Origin of the sequence: Capillimicrobium parvum, from assembly GCF_021172045.1 — a bacterium.
Classification (GTDB): Bacteria; Actinomycetota; Thermoleophilia; order Solirubrobacterales; family Solirubrobacteraceae; genus Capillimicrobium; species Capillimicrobium parvum.
Map to the genome: position 1 here is coordinate 1,532,088 of NZ_CP087164.1, position 17,787 is coordinate 1,549,874.

At 71.9% G+C, this 17,787-nt stretch carries 15 protein-coding genes; 7 read left to right on the top strand and 8 right to left on the bottom strand.

The window, feature by feature from the left end; all coding sequences use genetic code 11:
- The first annotated feature begins 74 nt into the window (after window positions 1-74).
- From aceE to DSM104329_RS07545, 6 genes are read left to right on the top strand one after another with little or no spacing between them, the layout of a single operon-like run.
- On the top strand, window positions 75-2,750 hold the full coding sequence (gene aceE / locus DSM104329_RS07520) for a pyruvate dehydrogenase (acetyl-transferring), homodimeric type (RefSeq protein ID WP_407655873.1): 2,676 nt from the start codon (window positions 75-77) through the stop codon (window positions 2,748-2,750).
- Window positions 2,738-4,036 (top strand): dihydrolipoyllysine-residue acetyltransferase, encoded by a 1,299-nt coding sequence (aceF, locus tag DSM104329_RS07525; RefSeq protein ID WP_259314780.1) that lies wholly within the window; start codon window positions 2,738-2,740, stop codon window positions 4,034-4,036. Before aceE ends, aceF begins: the two co-directional genes overlap by 13 nt.
- Window positions 4,037-4,065: 29 nt before the next feature.
- Window positions 4,066-5,463, top strand: coding sequence for a dihydrolipoyl dehydrogenase (lpdA, locus tag DSM104329_RS07530; protein WP_407655874.1), 1,398 nt, complete (start codon window positions 4,066-4,068; stop codon window positions 5,461-5,463).
- A gap of 10 nt (window positions 5,464-5,473) precedes the next feature.
- Complete coding sequence (locus tag DSM104329_RS07535) at window positions 5,474-6,598, top strand: glycosyltransferase family 61 protein (RefSeq protein WP_259314781.1); 1,125 nt, start codon at window positions 5,474-5,476, stop codon at window positions 6,596-6,598.
- Entirely contained in the window at window positions 6,595-7,068 is a 474-nt protein-coding gene (locus DSM104329_RS07540) for a hypothetical protein (RefSeq protein ID WP_259314782.1), read from the top strand. The genes DSM104329_RS07535 and DSM104329_RS07540 overlap by 4 nt, the downstream gene beginning before the upstream one ends.
- Window positions 7,056-7,214: a hypothetical protein gene (locus tag DSM104329_RS07545; RefSeq protein ID WP_259314783.1), complete on the top strand. Its 159-nt coding sequence runs from the start codon at window positions 7,056-7,058 to the stop codon at window positions 7,212-7,214. The genes DSM104329_RS07540 and DSM104329_RS07545 overlap by 13 nt, the downstream gene beginning before the upstream one ends.
- Here the strand turns inward: DSM104329_RS07545 and DSM104329_RS07550 are convergent.
- The 8 genes from DSM104329_RS07550 to DSM104329_RS07585 all read right to left on the bottom strand — a co-directional run bounded on the left by DSM104329_RS07550 (window position 7,195) and on the right by DSM104329_RS07585 (window position 17,123).
- Entirely contained in the window at window positions 7,195-7,785 is a 591-nt protein-coding gene (locus tag DSM104329_RS07550; RefSeq protein ID WP_259314784.1) for a hypothetical protein, read from the bottom strand. The genes DSM104329_RS07545 and DSM104329_RS07550 overlap by 20 nt on opposite strands.
- 438 nt (window positions 7,786-8,223) lie before the next feature.
- The gene (locus DSM104329_RS07555; protein ID WP_259314785.1) at window positions 8,224-9,246 is read right to left on the bottom strand and encodes a hypothetical protein; all 1,023 of its coding nucleotides are present in this window, start codon (window positions 9,244-9,246) and stop codon (window positions 8,224-8,226) included.
- A 35-nt stretch (window positions 9,247-9,281) separates the two neighbouring features.
- A complete protein-coding gene (locus tag DSM104329_RS07560; RefSeq protein WP_259314786.1) occupies window positions 9,282-11,450 on the bottom strand; it encodes a class I SAM-dependent methyltransferase in 2,169 nt (722 codons plus the stop codon).
- A 73-nt stretch (window positions 11,451-11,523) separates the two neighbouring features.
- Window positions 11,524-13,254, bottom strand: a complete 1,731-nt coding sequence (locus DSM104329_RS07565) for a cephalosporin hydroxylase family protein (protein ID WP_259314787.1) — start codon at window positions 13,252-13,254, stop codon at window positions 11,524-11,526.
- A gap of 1 nt (window position 13,255) precedes the next feature.
- Complete coding sequence (locus DSM104329_RS07570) at window positions 13,256-14,083, bottom strand: TylF/MycF family methyltransferase (protein ID WP_259314788.1); 828 nt, start codon at window positions 14,081-14,083, stop codon at window positions 13,256-13,258.
- Window positions 14,084-14,118: 35 nt separating this feature from the next.
- Window positions 14,119-15,159 (bottom strand): hypothetical protein, encoded by a 1,041-nt coding sequence (locus DSM104329_RS07575; RefSeq protein WP_259314789.1) that lies wholly within the window; start codon window positions 15,157-15,159, stop codon window positions 14,119-14,121.
- Between the two features lie 192 nt (window positions 15,160-15,351).
- Window positions 15,352-16,242: a sulfotransferase gene (locus DSM104329_RS07580; protein WP_259314790.1), complete on the bottom strand. Its 891-nt coding sequence runs from the start codon at window positions 16,240-16,242 to the stop codon at window positions 15,352-15,354.
- A 101-nt stretch (window positions 16,243-16,343) separates the two neighbouring features.
- On the bottom strand, window positions 16,344-17,123 hold the full coding sequence (locus tag DSM104329_RS07585) for a sulfotransferase (RefSeq protein ID WP_259314791.1): 780 nt from the start codon (window positions 17,121-17,123) through the stop codon (window positions 16,344-16,346).
- A 133-nt stretch (window positions 17,124-17,256) separates the two neighbouring features.
- Between DSM104329_RS07585 and DSM104329_RS07590 the strand changes: the two genes are divergently transcribed.
- Window positions 17,257-17,787 carry a VOC family protein gene (locus DSM104329_RS07590; RefSeq protein WP_259314792.1) on the top strand — a complete coding sequence of 177 codons (531 nt, stop codon included), beginning with the start codon at window positions 17,257-17,259 and terminating at the stop codon, window positions 17,785-17,787.

Sequence of the window (17,787 nt, forward strand, 5' to 3'; positions counted from 1 at the left end):
CCGGGCGCGGCGATCGGATCGCGCCGGCCGCACCGCGAGCGGTCAGCGCAGGGGTGGTCGGTACAGTCCCGCCCGTGACGGCGATCCACTCCACCGGCGTCGACGGGGACCGCGACCCCCAGGAGACGCGGGAGTGGGTCGAGGCGCTCGACGCGGTCGTGGCGCACGAGGGGCCCGAGCGCGCGGGCGAGCTGCTCGACCGGGTCGTCGACCGGGCGACCCAGGCCGGCGCGCCGCTGACGTTCACGGGGGAGACGCCGTACGTCAACACGATCCCGGTCGACCAGCAGGAGCCGATCCCCGGCGACCAGGAGATCGAGTGGCGGCTGCGGTCGATCGTGCGCTGGAACGCGATGGCGCTCGTCCTGCAGGCCAACAGGGAGTCCTCCGAGCTCGGCGGCCACATCGCCAGCTACCAGTCGGCCGCCACGCTCTACGAGGTCGGCTTCAACCACTTCTGGCGCGCGCCGAACGCGGATCACGGAGGCGACCTCGTCTACCTCCAGGGACACTCGTCGCCCGGCTTCTACGCCCGCGCCTACCTGGAGGGACGGCTCACCGACGAGCAGGTGCGCAACTTCCGCCAGGAGGTCGGCGGCAACGGGCTGAGCAGCTACCCGCACCCGTGGCTCATGCCGGAGTTCTGGCAGTTCCCGACCGTGTCGATGGGCCTCGGCCCGCTCATGGCGATCTACCAGGCGCGGTTCATGAAGTACCTCCAGGGCCGCGAGGTCGCCGACACGACCGGCCGTGACGTCTGGGCCTTCATGGGCGACGGCGAGATGGACGAGCCGGAGTCGATGGGCGCGATCTCGCTCGCCGGCCGCGAGCGCCTCGACAACCTCACGTTCGTCGTCAACTGCAACCTGCAGCGCCTCGACGGCCCGGTTCGCGGCAACGGCAAGATCATCCAGGAGCTCGAGACGAACTTCCGCGGCGCCGGCTGGAACGTCATCAAGGTCATCTGGGGCGCGCGCTGGGACCCGCTGCTGGCCGCCGACACCGACGGACTGCTGCGCGCCCGGATGATGGAGTGCGTCGACGGCGACTACCAGACGTTCAAGTCGCGCGACGGCGCGTACGTGCGCGAGTACTTCTTCGGTGCGCGGCCCGAGCTCGCCGCGATGGTCGCCGACTGGTCCGACGACGAGATCTGGTCGCTGAACCGCGGGGGCCACGACCCGCACAAGGTCTACGCCGCGTACGCGGCCGCCAAGCGCCACACCGGGCAGCCGACGGTGATCCTCGCCAAGACCATCAAGGGCTACGGGATGGGCGAGGCGGGCGAGGGCCAGAACATCACCCACCAGCAGAAGAAGATGACCGAGAACGCGCTCCTCGCCTACCGGGACCGCTTCGGCCTGCCGCTCACCGACGACCAGGTCCGCAACGCCGAGTTCTACAAGCCGGCCGCCGACAGCCCCGAGATGGAGTACCTGCGCGAGCGCCGGGCGCAGCTCGGCGGCAGCCTGCCCGCCCGGCGCCGGCGCGCGGCGCCGCTGCCGATCCCCGAGGTCACGGCCTTCCAGTCCCAGCTCGACGGCACCGGCGAGCGCGAGGTCTCGACGACGATGGCGTTCGTCCGGGTGCTCGCCGCACTCCTGCGCGACAAGGCGCTCGCCGCGCGGATCGTCCCGATCGTCCCCGACGAGTCGCGGACGTTCGGCATGGAGGGGATGTTCCGCCAGCTCGGCATCTTCTCCCAGGTCGGCCAGCTCTACCGGCCCGAGGACGCCGAGCAGCTCATGTTCTACCGCGAGGACCGCCGGGGCCAGATCCTGCAGGAGGGCATCAACGAGGCCGGCGCGATGTCCTCGTGGATCGCGGCGGCGACGTCGTACGCGAACCACGACACGCCGATGATCCCCGTCTACGTCTTCTATTCGATGTTCGGCTTCCAGCGGGTCGGCGACCTCGCCTGGGCGGCGGGCGACAGCCGTGCGCGCGGCTTCCTCGTCGGCGGCACGGCGGGGCGCACGACGCTCAACGGCGAGGGCCTGCAGCACGAGGACGGCCACAGCCACGTCCTGGCTTCGACCATCCCCAACTGCCGCGCGTACGACCCGGCCTACGCCTACGAGGTCGCGGTGATCGTCCAGGACGGCCTGCGGCGGATGCTCGCCGAGCAGGAGGACGTCTTCTACTACCTGACGGTGATGAACGAGAACTACGCGCACCCGCCGCTGCCGGAGGGCGCGACGGAGGGCATCCTGCGCGGCATGTACCTGCTGCGCGAGGCGCCGGCGGGCGACGGCCCGCGCGTGCAGCTGCTCGGCTCGGGCACGATCCTGCGCGAGGTCGAGGCGGCCGCCGACCTGCTCGCCGACGAGTTCGGCGTACGGGCGGACATCTGGAGCGTCACGAGCTTCACCGAGCTGCGCCGCGACGGGATCGAGGCCGAGCGCTGGAGCCGGCTGCACCCGACCGAGGAGCCGCGCCGGTCGTGGGTCGCGCAGGGGCTCGACGGGCGCGAGGGCCCGGTCGTCGCCGCCACCGACTACATCCGCGCGCTGCCCGACGGCATCCGGGCCTTCGTGCGGGCGCCGTACCGCGTGCTCGGCACCGACGGCTTCGGGCGCAGCGACTACCGCGTCGCGTTGCGGCGCTTCTTCGAGGTCGACCGCCACCACGTCGCGGTCGCCGCCCTGCAGTCGCTCGCCGAGCAGGCCCAGGTGAAGCCCTCGCTCGTGCAGGGGGCGATCGAGCGCTTCGAGATCGACGCCGACGCGGAGGCTCCATGGCACAGGTGACGGAGGTCGTCGTCCCGGACATCGGCGACTTCGCCGAGGTGCCGGTCATCGAGGTGCTCGTCGCGCCCGGCGACACGGTGGCGCCCGAGGACCCGCTCGTCACGCTCGAGTCCGACAAGGCCACGATGGACGTCCCCGCTCCGACGGCGGGCGTGGTGGCCGAGGTGCTCGTCGCGGTCGGCGACACGGTCTCCGAGGGCTCGCCGGTGCTGACGCTCACGCCGTCCGCGGACGCGGGCGCGCCCGCCGAGGCGGCGGCGCCCGGGGCGGTCGAGGGCGCGGTGGTGGCCGAGGCGTCGGCGACGGCGCCGGAGGGCGAGGCGGCGCCCGCCGAGCCCGAGCCCGCGGCGCGCCCGCAGCCCGAGCCGGCGAGCGTCCAGCCGCCCGAGCCCGCCGAGGGCCCGCCGTACGCGAGCCCGTCCGTGCGGCGGCTGGCCCGCGAGCGCGGCGTGGATCTGCAGGGCGTCGCCGGCACCGGCCGCAAGGGTCGCATCACCGCCGAGGACGTGGAGGGCCTGGCCTCGCCTGCGCCCGCCGCGGCGGCCGCCACGGACCTCGGCCTCGCGCCCTGGCCGCAGGTGGACTTCGCCAAGCACGGGCCGATCGAGCGCGTGCCGCTCTCGCGCATCAAGCGCATCTCCGGCCCCGTGCTGCACCGCAACTGGGTGATGATCCCGCACGTCACCCACCACGACGAGGCGGACATCACCGACCTCGAGGCGTTCCGTCGCCGCACGAACGAGGAGATCGCGCGCGACGGGGTGAAGATCACGATGGTGGCGCTGCTGATGAAAGCCTGCGTCGTCTCGCTGAAGGCGTTCCCCGACTTCAACGCGTCGCTGGACGGCGCCGACCTCGTCCTCAAGCGCTACCACCACCTGGGGTTCGCGGCCGACACGCCCCAGGGCCTGCTCGTCCCGGTCATCCGCGACGTCGACGCGAAGGGCATCGTCGACATCGCCCGCGAGCTGACCGAGCTGTCGGGCCGGGCGCGCGAGGGCAAGCTCAGCGCAGCCGAGATGTCGGGCAGCACGTTCACGATCTCCAGCCTCGGCGGCATCGGCGGCACGGGCTTCACGCCGATCGTCAACGCGCCCGAGGTGGCGATCCTCGGGGTGACGCGCAGCGCCATGAAGCCCGTGTGGGACGGAAGCGAGTTCCGCCCACGGCTCATGCTGCCGCTCTCGCTCTCCTACGACCACCGGGTGATCGACGGCGCGGCGGCGGCGCGCTTCACCGCGCATCTCGCCGGCGTGCTGTCGGATCTGCGGAGGGCGCTGCTCTGAGTCCCGGCGACGGGAATCGCGCGGACGTCGTGGTCCTCGGCTCCGGGCCGGGCGGGTACTCGGCGGCGTTCCACGCCGCCGACCTCGGGCTGCGCACGGTGCTGATCGAGCGCCACGAGCGGCTCGGCGGCGTCTGCCTGAACGTCGGCTGCATCCCGTCGAAGGCGCTGCTGCACACCGCGGGCCTGATCGCGGAGGCCGAGGACGCCGCCGCGCAGGGCCTGCGCTTCGGCGCGCCCGAGATCGACCTCGACGCCGTCCGTGGCTGGAAGGACGAGGTCGTCGGCAAGCTCACCGGCGGCCTGGACGGCCTCGCGCGGGGGCGCAAGGTGCAGGTCGTGCGCGGGACCGGACGGTTCACCGGGCCGCACGAGATCGCGGTCGAGGGACCCGAGGGGACGACCCCGGTCGGCTTCGAGCACTGCATCGTCGCCGCCGGCTCCAGCGCGGTGCGCCTGCCCGGGCTCCCGTACGACGACGAGCGCGTGATGGACTCGACGGGCGCCCTCGCCCTCGCCGACGTGCCCGGCCGGCTGCTCGTCATCGGCGGCGGGATCATCGGGATGGAGATGGCGTCGGTCTACGACGCTCTCGGTGCCCAGGTGACCGTCGTCGAGCTGCTCGACCAGTTGCTGCCCGGCTGCGACGGTGACCTCGTCCGGCCGCTGGCCAAGCGCGTCGGCGCGCGCTACGAGGCGATCCACCTCGCCACTCGGGTGACGGCCGTGGAGACGCTCGAGGACGGGCTGTGGGTGTCGTTCGAGGGCGGTTCGGCCCCCGCGCACGCGATGTTCGACCGGGTGCTCGTCGCCGTCGGCCGGCGCCCGAACGGGCGCGAGATCGGCGCCGACGCCGCCGGCGTCGAGGTCGACGAACGCGGCTTCGTCCTCGTCGATCCGGTCACGCTGCGCACGAGCGCCCCGCACATCCTCGCGATCGGCGACGTCATCGGCGAGCCGATGCTCGCCCACAAGGCCTCGCACGAGGGCAAGGTCGCCGCCGAGGTCATCGCCGGTGAGCCGGGCGCCGGCTACGACGCGGTCGCGATCCCGTCGGTCGCCTACACGGACCCCGAGGTCGCCTGGGTCGGCCTCACCGAGACGCGCGCGAAGGCCGACGGCATCGAGCACGAGGTCGCGAAGTTCCCCTGGGCCGCCTCAGGCCGCGCGCTCACGCTCGGCCGGCCCGACGGCCTGACGAAGCTCATCCTCGAGCCCGAGACCCGGCGGGTGCTCGGCGCGGGGATCGTCGGCGTGCACGCCGGCGACCTCATCGCCGAGGCGGTCCTCGCCCTGGAGACGGGCGCGGTCGCCGAGGACGTCGCGCTCACCATCCACCCGCACCCGACGCTCTCGGAGACCGTGATGTTCGCCGCCGAGGTCGGGGCGGGCACGATCACCGACCTGCCGCCGGCGCGGCGGGCCTAGTCTCACGGCGTTGCTGGATCACTACGAGGACTATCGCCGCGTCGACCGTATAGCGGACCTGTTCGGCCCAGGAAACCGGATCTTCGAGCTCCCCGAGGAGGCGCCGCTGGTGACGCCGGACCATGAGGTCGTCCTCGGCACGCCCGGTCGGGTTCTCGGAATGCATCGCCGGCCGATCCAGCTGCGGATCGTGAAGGTCGACCGGGTCCTGTGCCTGGCGCGCCGGACCCTGGTGAACACCGCCAACGGCAAGATCCTCTTTGACGGGCTCCGCAAGCCACGCCAGGCCGACGAGGACGTTCCGGAGGCGTATCGCAAGCTCGCTCACCCTCGGCGCGTTCGGCTCATCCTGCGCCATCCCGACACGCGGCACGTGCAGGGGACCGCGTTCTGTGCGGCGGCGGCCAACCGGGGCTACGGACACGTCCTGCTCGAAGGCATAAGCCAGCTGTGGCCGGCGGGCGAGATCGACCTGGCCAGGTTGCCGGTCGCCATCAACGGCTCGGCGGGTTCCTCCGACCATCCGTTCGACCTCGCCCGTGCCTTCGGGGTCCGCCGTCGCAACGCCGTGCGCATCGACGAAGGCAACGTCTTCTTCGAGTCGATCATCCTCGCGACCCAGTCGTACATCCTGCAGAAGCGGATCTCGACGCGCTTTTGGACGGTGGCAGGGCGCATCCGCGATCGCTACTCGCCCGGCGCCGCCGACCGCCCCGCGTCCGGGAGGCTCTATGTCTCGCGCCGCCTTGCCGGGAAGCGCCGCCTCCTCGAGGAGGCGGCGGTAGAGGACCTCTTCCGCGAGCGCGGCTTCGCCGTTCTGCATCCCGAGCACGCGTCGATCGCCGAGCAGGTGCGCGCGTTCGCGTCCGCCGCGTGGGTGGCGGGGCCGGTGGGGAGCGGGCTCTACAACAGCATCTTCAGCCCGGCCGACGTGCGGCGGATCATCCTGGCTCCCGCGTGGTTCTACACGCCCAACGACGTTCTGATGAGCCGGGTGCACGGCCCGCGCTATCTGTTCGGGCGCGGCCCCGAGCACCCGAAGCGCGCGATGGTCGAGGATTGGTCGATCGACGTCGAGGCCGTGCGACGCGCGCTCGACGAGATCCTCGAAACGGAAGACGGGAACGGCGCATGACGCTCGACGAGATCGGTCTCGAGTACGGCACAGACAAGTCGTCCAAGGGCCACGGGTACCTGCGCCACTACGAGCGGGTCCTCGCGCCGCTGCGCAACGACGAGTTCACGCTCATCGAGATCGGCGGGCTCAACGGCGCGTCGCTGCAGATGTGGCAGGAGTTCTTGCCGTCGGCCACCATCGTCTGCGCGGACATCAACCCGAACGTCAAGCAGTTCGAGGGCGGCCGCGTCCGGGTCGAGATCGGCGACTCGGGCGCACCCGAGTTCCTGGCTCAGCTCGCGGCCAGGTATCCGTCTCCGCGGGTCATCCTCGACGACGGCTCGCATCGCTGGGACCACCAGCGCATCGCGTTTCTCAAGCTGTCCCGGTGCTCGAGACCGGCGGCATCTACATCGTCGAGGACCTGCACACGAGCTACGAGCCGGGGTTCGCCGGCACCGACGACCTGCCGTTCGTGGAGCTCCTGAAGGTGGCGGTCGACCACCTCAACCTTCGCGGCGATCGGGCGAAGGACTTTCGCAAGCGCCAGAGCCGGGCGTTCGCCGCGTGCGTCACACAGATCGACACGATGGAGTTCGTCCGCCGGGCCTGCATCATCCGCAAGCGCGGGTGACGGCCCGTAGCAGGCGCTCTCCGCGCCGGGCCGCGAAGTCGCCCAGCAGCCCGATGGAGCCCGTGCTCAGCACCTCGTCCTCCGTGACCGGCGCGTAGGTGTCGGGGATCGAGCTCGGCAGCACGGGCGCGGGGAGGTCCGGGAGGAACGCCTGCCGGAGCCGCTCGTTGTGCGGCCCGTAGTGGGCGGCGACCTCGCGCAGGAGCTGCGGTGCCACCAGGCGGTGCAGGTCGCGGCGCCCCGCGTCGCCTCGCCGGGTCCGGGCGTGACGCAGGAGCGCGGCGGGATGGAGGATCTCGCCGGCGGGCAGCGCAATGACGCTGCGAGCGAGCACGGCCTCCTCCGCGGACGCCGAGGCGTTGTCGTGCTGCGGGCCGGGCGCGACGAGGTCCGCCACGTCGACCCCGGCCACGCCGTACGCGTCGACGCGGGCGTCGCCGCCGGTGAGCGCACGGCGCGTGACGCGCCGCACCACGAGGTGCTCGCGCCCGAAGATCGCCGCGAGCCGCTCGCAGCGCAGGTCGTAGCGCAGCTTCGTGCTGCGGAAGCCGCGGTCGCGGTGCTCGGCCACGAATGCCTCGAGCGTTTGGCTCCACCCATGCTTTCTTCAGGCCCTGCGCCCAGCGCGACACGAGCCACTCGCGCTGCTCGCGCACGTAGAAGATCACGACGGTGCGGATCTCTCGGGCGGCGAGCTCGTCGGCCAGCAGCCGCAGGCGCTCGTCGCCCGATCCGAGCAGCTGCTCGGCGGACATGAAGAACCGATCCGCGTCGTCGGCCGCGAGATGCGCGGCCATCCGCCGGACCGCGTCGGCCGGGTCCGGGCTGTAGGCCAGCGCCCGGCCGTTGCCGTCACGCGCCAGATCGGCGTCGAACCCCATCTCCAGCGGCGACGGGTACTCGAGGCCGCGGGCACGGAGCTTGGCACGATGGCGGCGGCCGAACGCCTGGATCGACCCGGACCCGCACCGGCCCAGGCCGACGTGCAGGTACAGGGTCGCCGGGGCGCTCATTGCTTCCCCTCGACGCGCCGCCAGGAGCCGTAGCAGAGGAACTCGGTGAGCGCCGTGACCGCGCGGATATCGAGGCAGTCGTCCTCGGTCAGCGCGTCGTAGTCGTCCGGGAACGCGCAGGGCAGGACCGGGGCGGGCACGTCGGGAAGGAACTCGGCCCGGAACGCCTCGTTGAGGGGCGCGTAGTGGTCCCCGGCCGCGTGCAGGGTGTCGGGTGACGCGAGGCGGAACAGGTCGTGGCACCGCGGCCAGCCGTTGCGTTCGTAGTTGCGCGCGACGGAGCGCAGCATCGCCCGGCGTTCTACGACGCCGCGCGTGTCGGCCGCGTTGGTGACGCGCAGCAACACCGCCTCCTGCACCGCCGGCGAGACGTTGCTCGAGGGTTGCGCGCCGTCGACGAGTCCGGACGGATCGAGCCCGAGGACCTCGAAGAGGTCGAGCCGCACGTCGCCGCCCACCAGCGCGTCCCGGGCGAACCGGCGCACGACGAGGTTCTCCGGCCCGAACACGGCGGCCAGCCGCCGGCAGCGCAGGCCGTAGTCGAGCCGCGGCGCCCGGAAGCCCCGCTGCGCGTGCTCGGTCAGGTACTCGTCGAGCGGCATGTTCCACGCCTGCGACTTGAGCCCCTGCGCCCAGCGCGACACGAGCCACTCACGCTGCTCGCGCACGTAGACGACCGCGACGGCGCGGATCCCGTGCGCGCCGAGGCCGTCGACGAGCCGCGCCAGCGTGTCGTCGGTCGCGCCGATGAGCTGCTCGGCGGAGACGAGCGACGCCGGGCAGCCCGCCGCCGCGACGTGCGCGGCGATGCGATCGGCGACCGCCGGTGGGTCGTCGGCCTGCGCGAGCGCCCGGCCGTTGCCGCCCCGGTCGAACTGCGCGTCGAGGCCGAGGTCCGACGGGCGCAGGTATAGCAGCCCGCGGCCGCGCAGCTCGTCGCGCCGGGCGGCCGCGAGGTCCTGGATCGCGGTCGTGCCGCAGCGGCCGTAGCCGACGTGGAGGAAGAGCGTCCGGGTCACCTCCGCGCCAGCCTACGGGCGCGGCCGTTCGCCGGTCAGGCCCGCTCGGCGCCCTCGGCGAACTGCGGGCGGTTGACCGCCTCCCAGCGATCGTCGCCCTCGACGAACGACTCCCGCATCCCGGGCGCGCGCTGCGGCTGGAACGGGACCCGCGCCGGGATCGCGAAGGTCCGGCGGAAGAAGAGGCTCGTGCACCAGGCGACCTGGTTGTACGGGCCGGGACCGACCAGGTCGACCTGCAGCAGGTCCTGGTCGCGCAGCATCTCGGTGATCCGCGGGTAGCGCTCCGAGTTGTCGAGGATGAGCAGGCCGTCCGGCGACAGGTGCGGGAGCGCGGCGAGCGTCGAGTCGTAGCGCAGGCGGCCGTCGACGACGATGACGTCGAAGATCCCGCGGTCGGCGATGGCCTCCACGTACTCCCGGCCCGTGGCGAGGATGATGTCGACGTTCGGCAGATCGAGGCTCGCGATCTGCTCGTGCCAGTTGCGGTCGTGCTCGACGGAGACGACGTCACGGGCGAGCCCCGACCAGAAGGACGTCGAGGACCCGGAGCCGTACTCGAAGACGCGGCGGTCGCTGAAGTCCAGCTGGCGCAGGTAGTCGATGGTCGGAAACGTGAACCAGGGCTGCGGACCGGTGTGCTCGGCGTGAAGCGTGATGGGCGGGTCACCGGAAGCGTCCAGAGATCCCGGCTCGGGCTGGGCCGGGGGCACGCCGCGCCAGTCGCGGATGCGGTTGGGCGACCGCCGCGCGGCCTTGCGTGACTGGATGGCGCTGACCCGGGCCTTCTCCACCAGCCGTGCCAGCTCGGCGACGTTGGCCGCGTACGTCGGCACGGAGCGCTCGACGATCGCCTGGAACGCCCGCTGCTGCTCGCGCCGCGCATCGCCCGCCATCTGGTCGACCACCTCGTCGGGCAGGTCACGGTTGGCGCGCAGGTAGTCGCGGTAGCGCTCGGGTAGCCCCGCGCTGACGAGCGGGCGGGTGACCTCGACGCCGGCCTGCGTGGTGCGCGGGCCCTGGGGCAGGGACTCCGCGCTGACCCGGATGCACAGGTCCCAGAGCGCCAGCTCCCCGAGATCGGCGTCGAAGCCGCCCACGCGGTCGTAGGCCGCCCGGTCGACCATGAGCGCCATCGGCGTGTAGGGCCGGTGCAGGAGGTGCGCCATGCCGAGAGGGACCGGTGTCGTGCGCCGGTCCTCGCCCCGCAGGTGGCTCGCGGGCGCGCAGACGGCGGTGCCGTCGGCCAGGCCGGCGCCGAGCTCGTCGAGGACGCCCGCGGTGAGCTCGGCCCCGGCCACCAGGATGAGCGCCGCGCCGGCCTCGCCACGGGCGATCGCGTCACGGACCGCGTGGTAGCTGGCCAGGAAGCTGCCGGGCTGCGCCTGGGCGTAGGTCACCGAGCGCACCGACGGCGCGTGCTCGGCGATCGACGCGCGGGTGGCGTCGAGGTCGGCGTCGCCCGTCGGGTCGAGCACGACGATGTCGACGTCGGTGAACGGCGGCGGGGCCGCGGGCTCCTCGGGCGCCGGGGGCAGCTCGATCCCCAGCGAACGTGCCAGCACGCCGTCCAGCTCGCCGTCGTCGAACAGCTCGCCGGCGACCGCCGGGCCGCCCTCGACGTGGCGGATGACGTCGAGGCCGGGCACGTCCGCCAGCAGGTCGGCATGGCGCAGGCCGAGCTCGTCCTCGCCGCCGACGTGGACCTCGAACGTCATGCCCGTCGTCGAACGCAACGCGCCGGCGACGTCGGCGAAGCGCGGATCGAGGCCGCCGTGGACGGCCACCGCCTCCAGCGACAGCGACCAGCGGCGGTCGTCGAGCTCCTCGCGCCGCGCCGGGTCGATGGTGGCCACGGGCGAGAAGACGACGCAGTGCTGAGCGCCGATCAGGGGCGTGAAGACCAGCGCGGGCAGCGAGCCGGACGCGACGCCCAGCGTGACGACGCGCTCGGCGTCGCTCTCCCCGATGAGCGCGCGCAGGCCCTCGGCCAGCTCGTCGATGGTCGAGGCGAAGCCGCGCGCCCCGGTGTGAAACCACGTGGCGTCGGCGTCCAGCACCTTGACGTGCTTGACCGGCAGGGCACCCAGCGTCCGGTTGACGAACGGCTGGTGGCGCGGCACGAGCGCGCTGAACGACACGCAGAGGACGGGAGACGAGGCGTCGAGATCGACCTCGACGCACGGCTTGGGCTCAGTCGCCATGAAGCGCGACATCCTTGCAGGATCGTTTTGGGAGCCGGCTGTGTGATGGCCAGATGGTCACGGTGAACGTCGGTCAGCGGACGCGCCGCAAATACCCGCTCGGGTTCCAGGTCACGAGGTAGCGCTCCATGCCGCGGTCGACCTCGAAGCGGTCGTCTTCGCGCAGGAAGTCCTCGACCGCCAGGAGCGGCCCTTCGGCGAACTTCCTCGGGTGCAGCGGGCTGCCGAGCGGGAACTGGTCGACGCTGCCGTCCTCGACGATGTAGTACGAGCCGACCGGCACGAGGTCGGCGTACGCGCGCAGCTCGCCCAGGACCACGTCGCGCCGGTGGTCGCTGTCGTGGATCACGATGGCCCGGCGGCCCGCGCAGCGGCGGCGCACCTCAGCGATCACCTCCGGGTCGAGCGACTCGCCGGTGACCTCGCTGATCCGCGGATGCTCGGCCTCGTAGCGGTCGCGGCGCACCTCGACGGAGATGACCTCGCCGTGGCCGAGCAGGTCCATGAGGTTCGCGAAGAACAGCGTGCTGCCGCCGACGTAGGACCCGATCTCGACGATCACGTCCGGTCGGACGGCGTGGAGGATCTCCTGGTAGACCCATGAGTCCAGCGGGTTCTTGCGCATCGGCACGCCCATCCAGTGGGTGGCGTGCATGATCTGCTCCTGCAGCTGCTCGTAGTACTCGTAGAGCGGCAGCGTGAGCCGCTCGTCGAACCGCGTGGGGGCCAGGGCGGCCGTCTTCTCGTCGAGCACCCCTGGTTCGGCGGGGTCGAGCCCGCGCAGCACGCGGGCGGTCCGGCGCGCCATGTAGTTGCCGACCATCGTGATCGCCCGGGAGGTCGTCGCCTCGTCCTCGGTGACCTGCTCGTAGTCGTCGGGGATCGCGCTGGTGAAGACGGGGGCGGGCACCTCGGGCAGGAACTCCCGGCGGAAGTCCTCGTTCAGAGGCCCGAAGTACTCGGCCGCCGCGCGCATCGTCTCCGGCGACGCCAGCCGGAAGAGCGGCGCCTGCATCCCCCCGTTGCGCTCGTCGGCGGGCTGGGAGTCGAGGTAGCGCAGGAAGGCCCGGGAGTCGAACGCGGCGCTCTCGGGAAGCGCGTTGACGAGGCGCACCATCACCGACTCCTCCAGCGAGGCCGAGGCGTTCTCGCGCGAATCGCCCACGAGGTCCCTCACGTCCAACCCGGCCAGCCCGAAGACGTCGATGCGCGCGTCGGCGCCCTCGAGCGCGTCGCGCTGGAAGCGGCGCACGATCAGGTTCTCGCGGCCGAAGACGTTCGCGATCTGCGCGCAGCGGACGCCGTAGGTGAGGATCGCCGTCTCGCGCGCTCGCTGAAGCCGGCCGGCGATGTAGTCGTCGAGTGTCGTGGCCCAGCCCTGCGACTTGAGACCCTGCGCCCACCGCGACACGAGCCACTCGCGCTGCTCGCGCACGTAGAAGACCGCGATCGTGCGGATGCCTCGCGCTTCGAGCCCTTCCGCCAGGCGCGCGAGGCGGCCGTCCTTCGGCCCGAGCAGCTGCTCGGCCGAGATGAGGAAGCGGTCCGCGTCGCTGTCGTCGAGGTGCTCGGCGATCCGAGCGATCGCCGCATCCGGATCGTCCGTGGCGGCGAACCCGCGGCCATTGCCGCCGCGCGCCTCATCCGCCGTGAAGCCCATCTCGACGGCCGACGGGTACAGCACGCCGCGGTGCAGCAGCGTGCCCCGATGCGTCTCGCCGAAGCGCTGGATGGCGCTGGTACCGCACCGGCCCATGCCGACGTGCAGGTAGAGCGTGCGCTGGCCGCCGTGGGTGTCGCTCACGTCAGCCGTCCTTGCGCCAGTACACGCCGGTCCAGTCGATCTCGTGGATCGGCGCAGTGATGCCGTGATCGCGACGGAAGTCCTCCGCCGCCTGACGGCACTGGGTCATGGCGCCCCAGTCGTCGACGATCAGGAAGCCGCCGGGCGAGAGGCGCGGGTAGAGCTCGTTGAGGCCGATGATGGTCGACTCGTAGAGGTCGCCGTCGAGGCGGACGAGCGACCAGCGCTCCTCGCCGAGCGTCGGCAGCGTGTCGCGGAACCACCCGGGCAGGAATCGCACCTGGTCGTCGAGGAGGTCGTAGGAGGCGAAGTTCGCCTGCACCTCCTCCATGCTGATCGCGAGCGGCGTCTGGTTGTGCAGCCCGTCGCCGGCATCCTGGGGGTAGGTCTCCGGGTCGGGCGGCGGGACGCCGGCGAACGAGTCGGCCACCCACACGCGGCGTCCCGTCTCGCCGTACGCCTCGAGGGTGGCACGCATGAGGATGCACGAGCCGCCGCGCCAGACGCCGGTCTCGATGAGGTCGCCCGGGATGTCCTCGGCGATGATCGTCTCGACCGCGCGCTGGACCTGCTCCAGCCGCTGCGTGCCGATCATCGTCAGTCCCGTGACCGGCCACCCGCCGCCCTCGCCGTAGAGCTCGTGATTCGGCGGCTCGAGGGTCACCAGGTCCATCCCGCGCGCTCGCACCGCGTCGTACAGCCGCCGTTCCTTGTCCTTCTTGGGTCGCTTGACGAGCCGATACGGGTAGCGATCCGCTCGCCCCGTCAGCTCGCGCCGCAGGCTGGCCAGGTAGCGCTCGCGGAGTTCGGCGGCAGAGAGTTCGCTCACGGGCACGCGAGCATAGCCACGGGGTTTTGCGGGTGTCAGCCGGCGGTGTCGGTTGCGGTTGCGCGCTTGAGCACCCTCTCGGCGTACCAGGTGAGGAAGCTCGCAACGAGCGTCATCGAGCGCGTCGTGACGACCTCGTCCTCGCTGAGCGGCTCGTACTCGTCGGGCACGGAGCTGGGGAACAGCGGCGACGGCGTGTCCGCCGGGAAGGCGCTGACGCGCAGGTCCTCGTTGATGGGCGCGTAGTGCTCGGCGATGGCGCGCATCCGCTCGGGTCGGACGAGCCGGTAGAGCTGCCGTTCGCGCGTCCAGCCTTGGAGCCCGGCGTAGTTCTCGGCGTAGCGCAGGAACGGCCGCGGGTTGAACATCGGCCCGCGCGGAAGTCCGTTGAGGATGCGCATCGCGACGACCTCGTCGATCGAGGCGGATGCGTTCGCCGTCGGCTCGTCGGCCGCCAGGTCGCTGACGTCGGTGCCGAGCAGCTCGAACAGGTCCAGACGGACGTCGCCGCCGCGCAGCGCGACCTTCGTGAAGCGCCGCAGGACGAGGTTCTCCGCACCGAAGATCTCGGCCAGTCGCGCACACCGCGGCCGGTAGTCGAGGTGCGGCACCTCGAAACCCTCGGCGATGTGCGTCGCCACGTAGTCGTCGAGCGGCACGGTCCACCGGTGCGACTTCAGGCCCTGCGCCCAGCGGGAGACGAGCCACTCTCTCTGCTCGCGCAGGTAGAAGATGCCGACCACCCGCATGCCCTCCTCGCGCAGCGCCGTCACCAGCCCCTCGAGCGCCCCGCCCTCCGCGGTCGTGAACTGCTCGGCGGAGAGCAGGACCCGCGGCGCCTCCGTCGCCCCGATGTGCTCGGTATAGAGCGCGACGGCCGCGTCGGTGTCCTCGCTGACGACGAGTGCGCGGCCGTTGCCGGCCCGCGCCGCCTCGCGCGAGAACCCCATGTCCAGCGGCGACGGATAGAAGACGCCGCGCCCGGCCAGCGCCTCGCGCTGAACGTCGGCGAAGGTCTGGATCGAGCTCGATCCGCAGCGACCGTGACCGACGTGGAGGTAGACGGTGCGATCCATCGGAGCGACGAGACTAATCCCACGGGTCCTCGGCGCCGATAACGCCGGAAGCCCTATGGCACCTCCCGCTGTGAACGCTGCCTCTCCCTACCGCGACCTCCCGCCTCGCCAGTTCTGGAGAACCGGCGTGCGTCCAGCAGGGGGCATCGAGGAGCTCTATGTGCCGAAGGTCGAGCCGCTGTTACCCGTGGGTCACCATGGACGGTTCGGGTAGTCCGCAAGCCACGGCACGTCTCGCATCCAGGCCGCGATCTTGCGGACCTCGCCCGACCGCCACTGCCGGGTCATCCGGCTCGGGTTCGGCTTGTCATCCACGATCGACGCACACGCAGAAACGAGATTGGCGGGGGCATCGAGACCGAACCACCCAAACAGCCGCCGCGTCTCGCTCTCGGGGTCGGCCACGACGTCTTCGTGACGGATGTCGAGCATCGGCCACCGCCCTAACGCTTTGATGTCCGCGATCAGCCGCACACGGCTGAAGTACCGTTGCGGAGCCTTATCGCCGGCCGCACGACCCATGGAGGCGATGTTGTCCCACGGGTTGCGGTAGACGTGCACGAGGCGAACGGGCGCCCGAACAAGCGTCTCCAGGTCATCGAAGATCGCGGGGTTCGTCTGCCAGGCAACGGGCGTCTCCTGGCCGCGTTTCGTGCCGATCACCCGCAGTTGGGTGTAGGTGCCCTGGAACCCGCCGGGCACCTTGTAGCTGGTCATCGACGGCTGCCCGTCGGGGGAGAGCCGCCATCCGGGGCGGCCAAGTTCGGCCTGGGTCTCTGACACGCGGATCAGGTCTCGAAGCAGCGCCTCGCGTTGACGGGTCTGGAGATGCCCCGTTGGGCCTCGCACTCCGTTCATCGCAAGCTTGATCTCCCTTCGGGTCGCGCGCTTCACGTGCCCAAACAGCTCGAGCTGGCGTCCAGCGCGTGCTCGGAGCGCCGGAAGCGACGCGACGACCTGAAAGACCTGCTCCTCGTGTGCGATGACCGCTTCGTGGTGGGCGTCGAGCAGCGAGCCGACGAGGCTGTGACCGCTGCGGGTATGGCCGATGAAGACGCAGAACGCCTCGACGTCGTCGAACATCACGCCATCATGCCGCGAGTCGGGCCGGGCCGGCGCGTGGGCGCTCCCGGATGGGGCCGCCCAGGCCGCGTCGCAGACTCCGGACGTGGCTGTGACGGCACCTACTCCGCCGGCGAGTCCGGGAACCGAGCGAGCCAGGGGATCTCGCGCTTGGCGGTCACCACGCGCTCGATCTCCTGTTCGGTCCACTCACGCTCGCGGCGGCTGGCCTGCGCCTCGGGATCCACGACGGCCGCGCACGCCTCGACCCACTCGTCGGCGGCCTCGAGGTCGTAGAACGCGGCGAGCCGGCGGATCTCCTCGCGCGGGTCGGCGGTGAGGTCCTCGAGCGCGAGGTCGTGCATGGCCGTCGTGCCCTCCTCCTTGAAGCGCTTGATGATGCCGGCGCGCTTGAAGTACTTGCGGATGGCCCGCCCGGGGGCGATCCCCCGGCTCATCGAGGAGATGTTGTCCCACGGGTTGCGGTAGACGTGCAGGAGCTTCACCCGCGCCCCGGTCATCTCGGCGAGGTCGTCGAAGACCCGGGGGTTCGCGTTCCAGGCGATCGGCGTCTCCTGGCCCCGCTTGGTGCCGACGACCCGGAGCGTCGTGTAGGTCCCGTTGGAGGCGCCCTCGATGAGCTTGTTCGGCTCGCTGCGCCGGTAGCCGCGCTTGCCGTACACGCTGCTCCGCTCCGAGGTCGCGACGAACGCCCGGAACATCTCGTCGCGGTCCTCGAACAGCGGGTGTCCGTCGATCGTGTCGCCGCGGTCGACCTTGAACACCGCTCGCTCGTGGGCGATCACGGCCTGCGGATGGGCGTCGAGGATCGTCCCGACCAGGCTGTGGCCGCTGCGCGTGTAGCCCATGAACAGGCAGACGCTCTCGACCTCGTCGTACATCGACCCGCTCCACGCTCGAGATGCGCACCCGATTCCGCTCCAGGGCGCGAAGTCCCAGGATGGTAACGAGCTTGGTCGCGCGGGCGGTCCGCGCGGCGGTGAGCGAGTCGCGCTGAGGGCCATACTCCAGCTCATGCCCCAGCGCGCGCCCAACCCGATCGACCCCGGCATCACCATCGGCCACGTCCACCTGCGCACCGCCGACATCGACCGCGTCCGCGACTTCTACGTCGGCGTGCTCGGCTTCGACGTGATGGCCGAGGAGCGCGACGTGCCCGGATGGGGGACGACCGGCGACATCCTCTTCCTGTCGGCCGGCGGCTACCACCACCGCCTCGGCTTCAACACGTGGAAGTCGGCCGGCGGCGGCCCGCAGCCCGACGGCGTCGCGGGCCTGCACCACGTCGCGATCAACTACCCGACGCGGGCCGGCCTGGCCGACGCGGTGCGCCGGCTGCAGGCGGTCGGCTGGCCGCTGCGCCAGCTCTCCGACCACGGCACGCACGAGGCGGTCTACCTGTCGGATCCGGACGGCAACGACCTCGAGCTCGCCTGGGACCGGCCGCCCGACCAGTGGCCGCGCGACGAGCGGGGCGAGATCACGATGAGCTTCGGCGACCTCGACCTCGACGACCTGCTGCGCGAGCCGCCGCCCGCGGTGTAG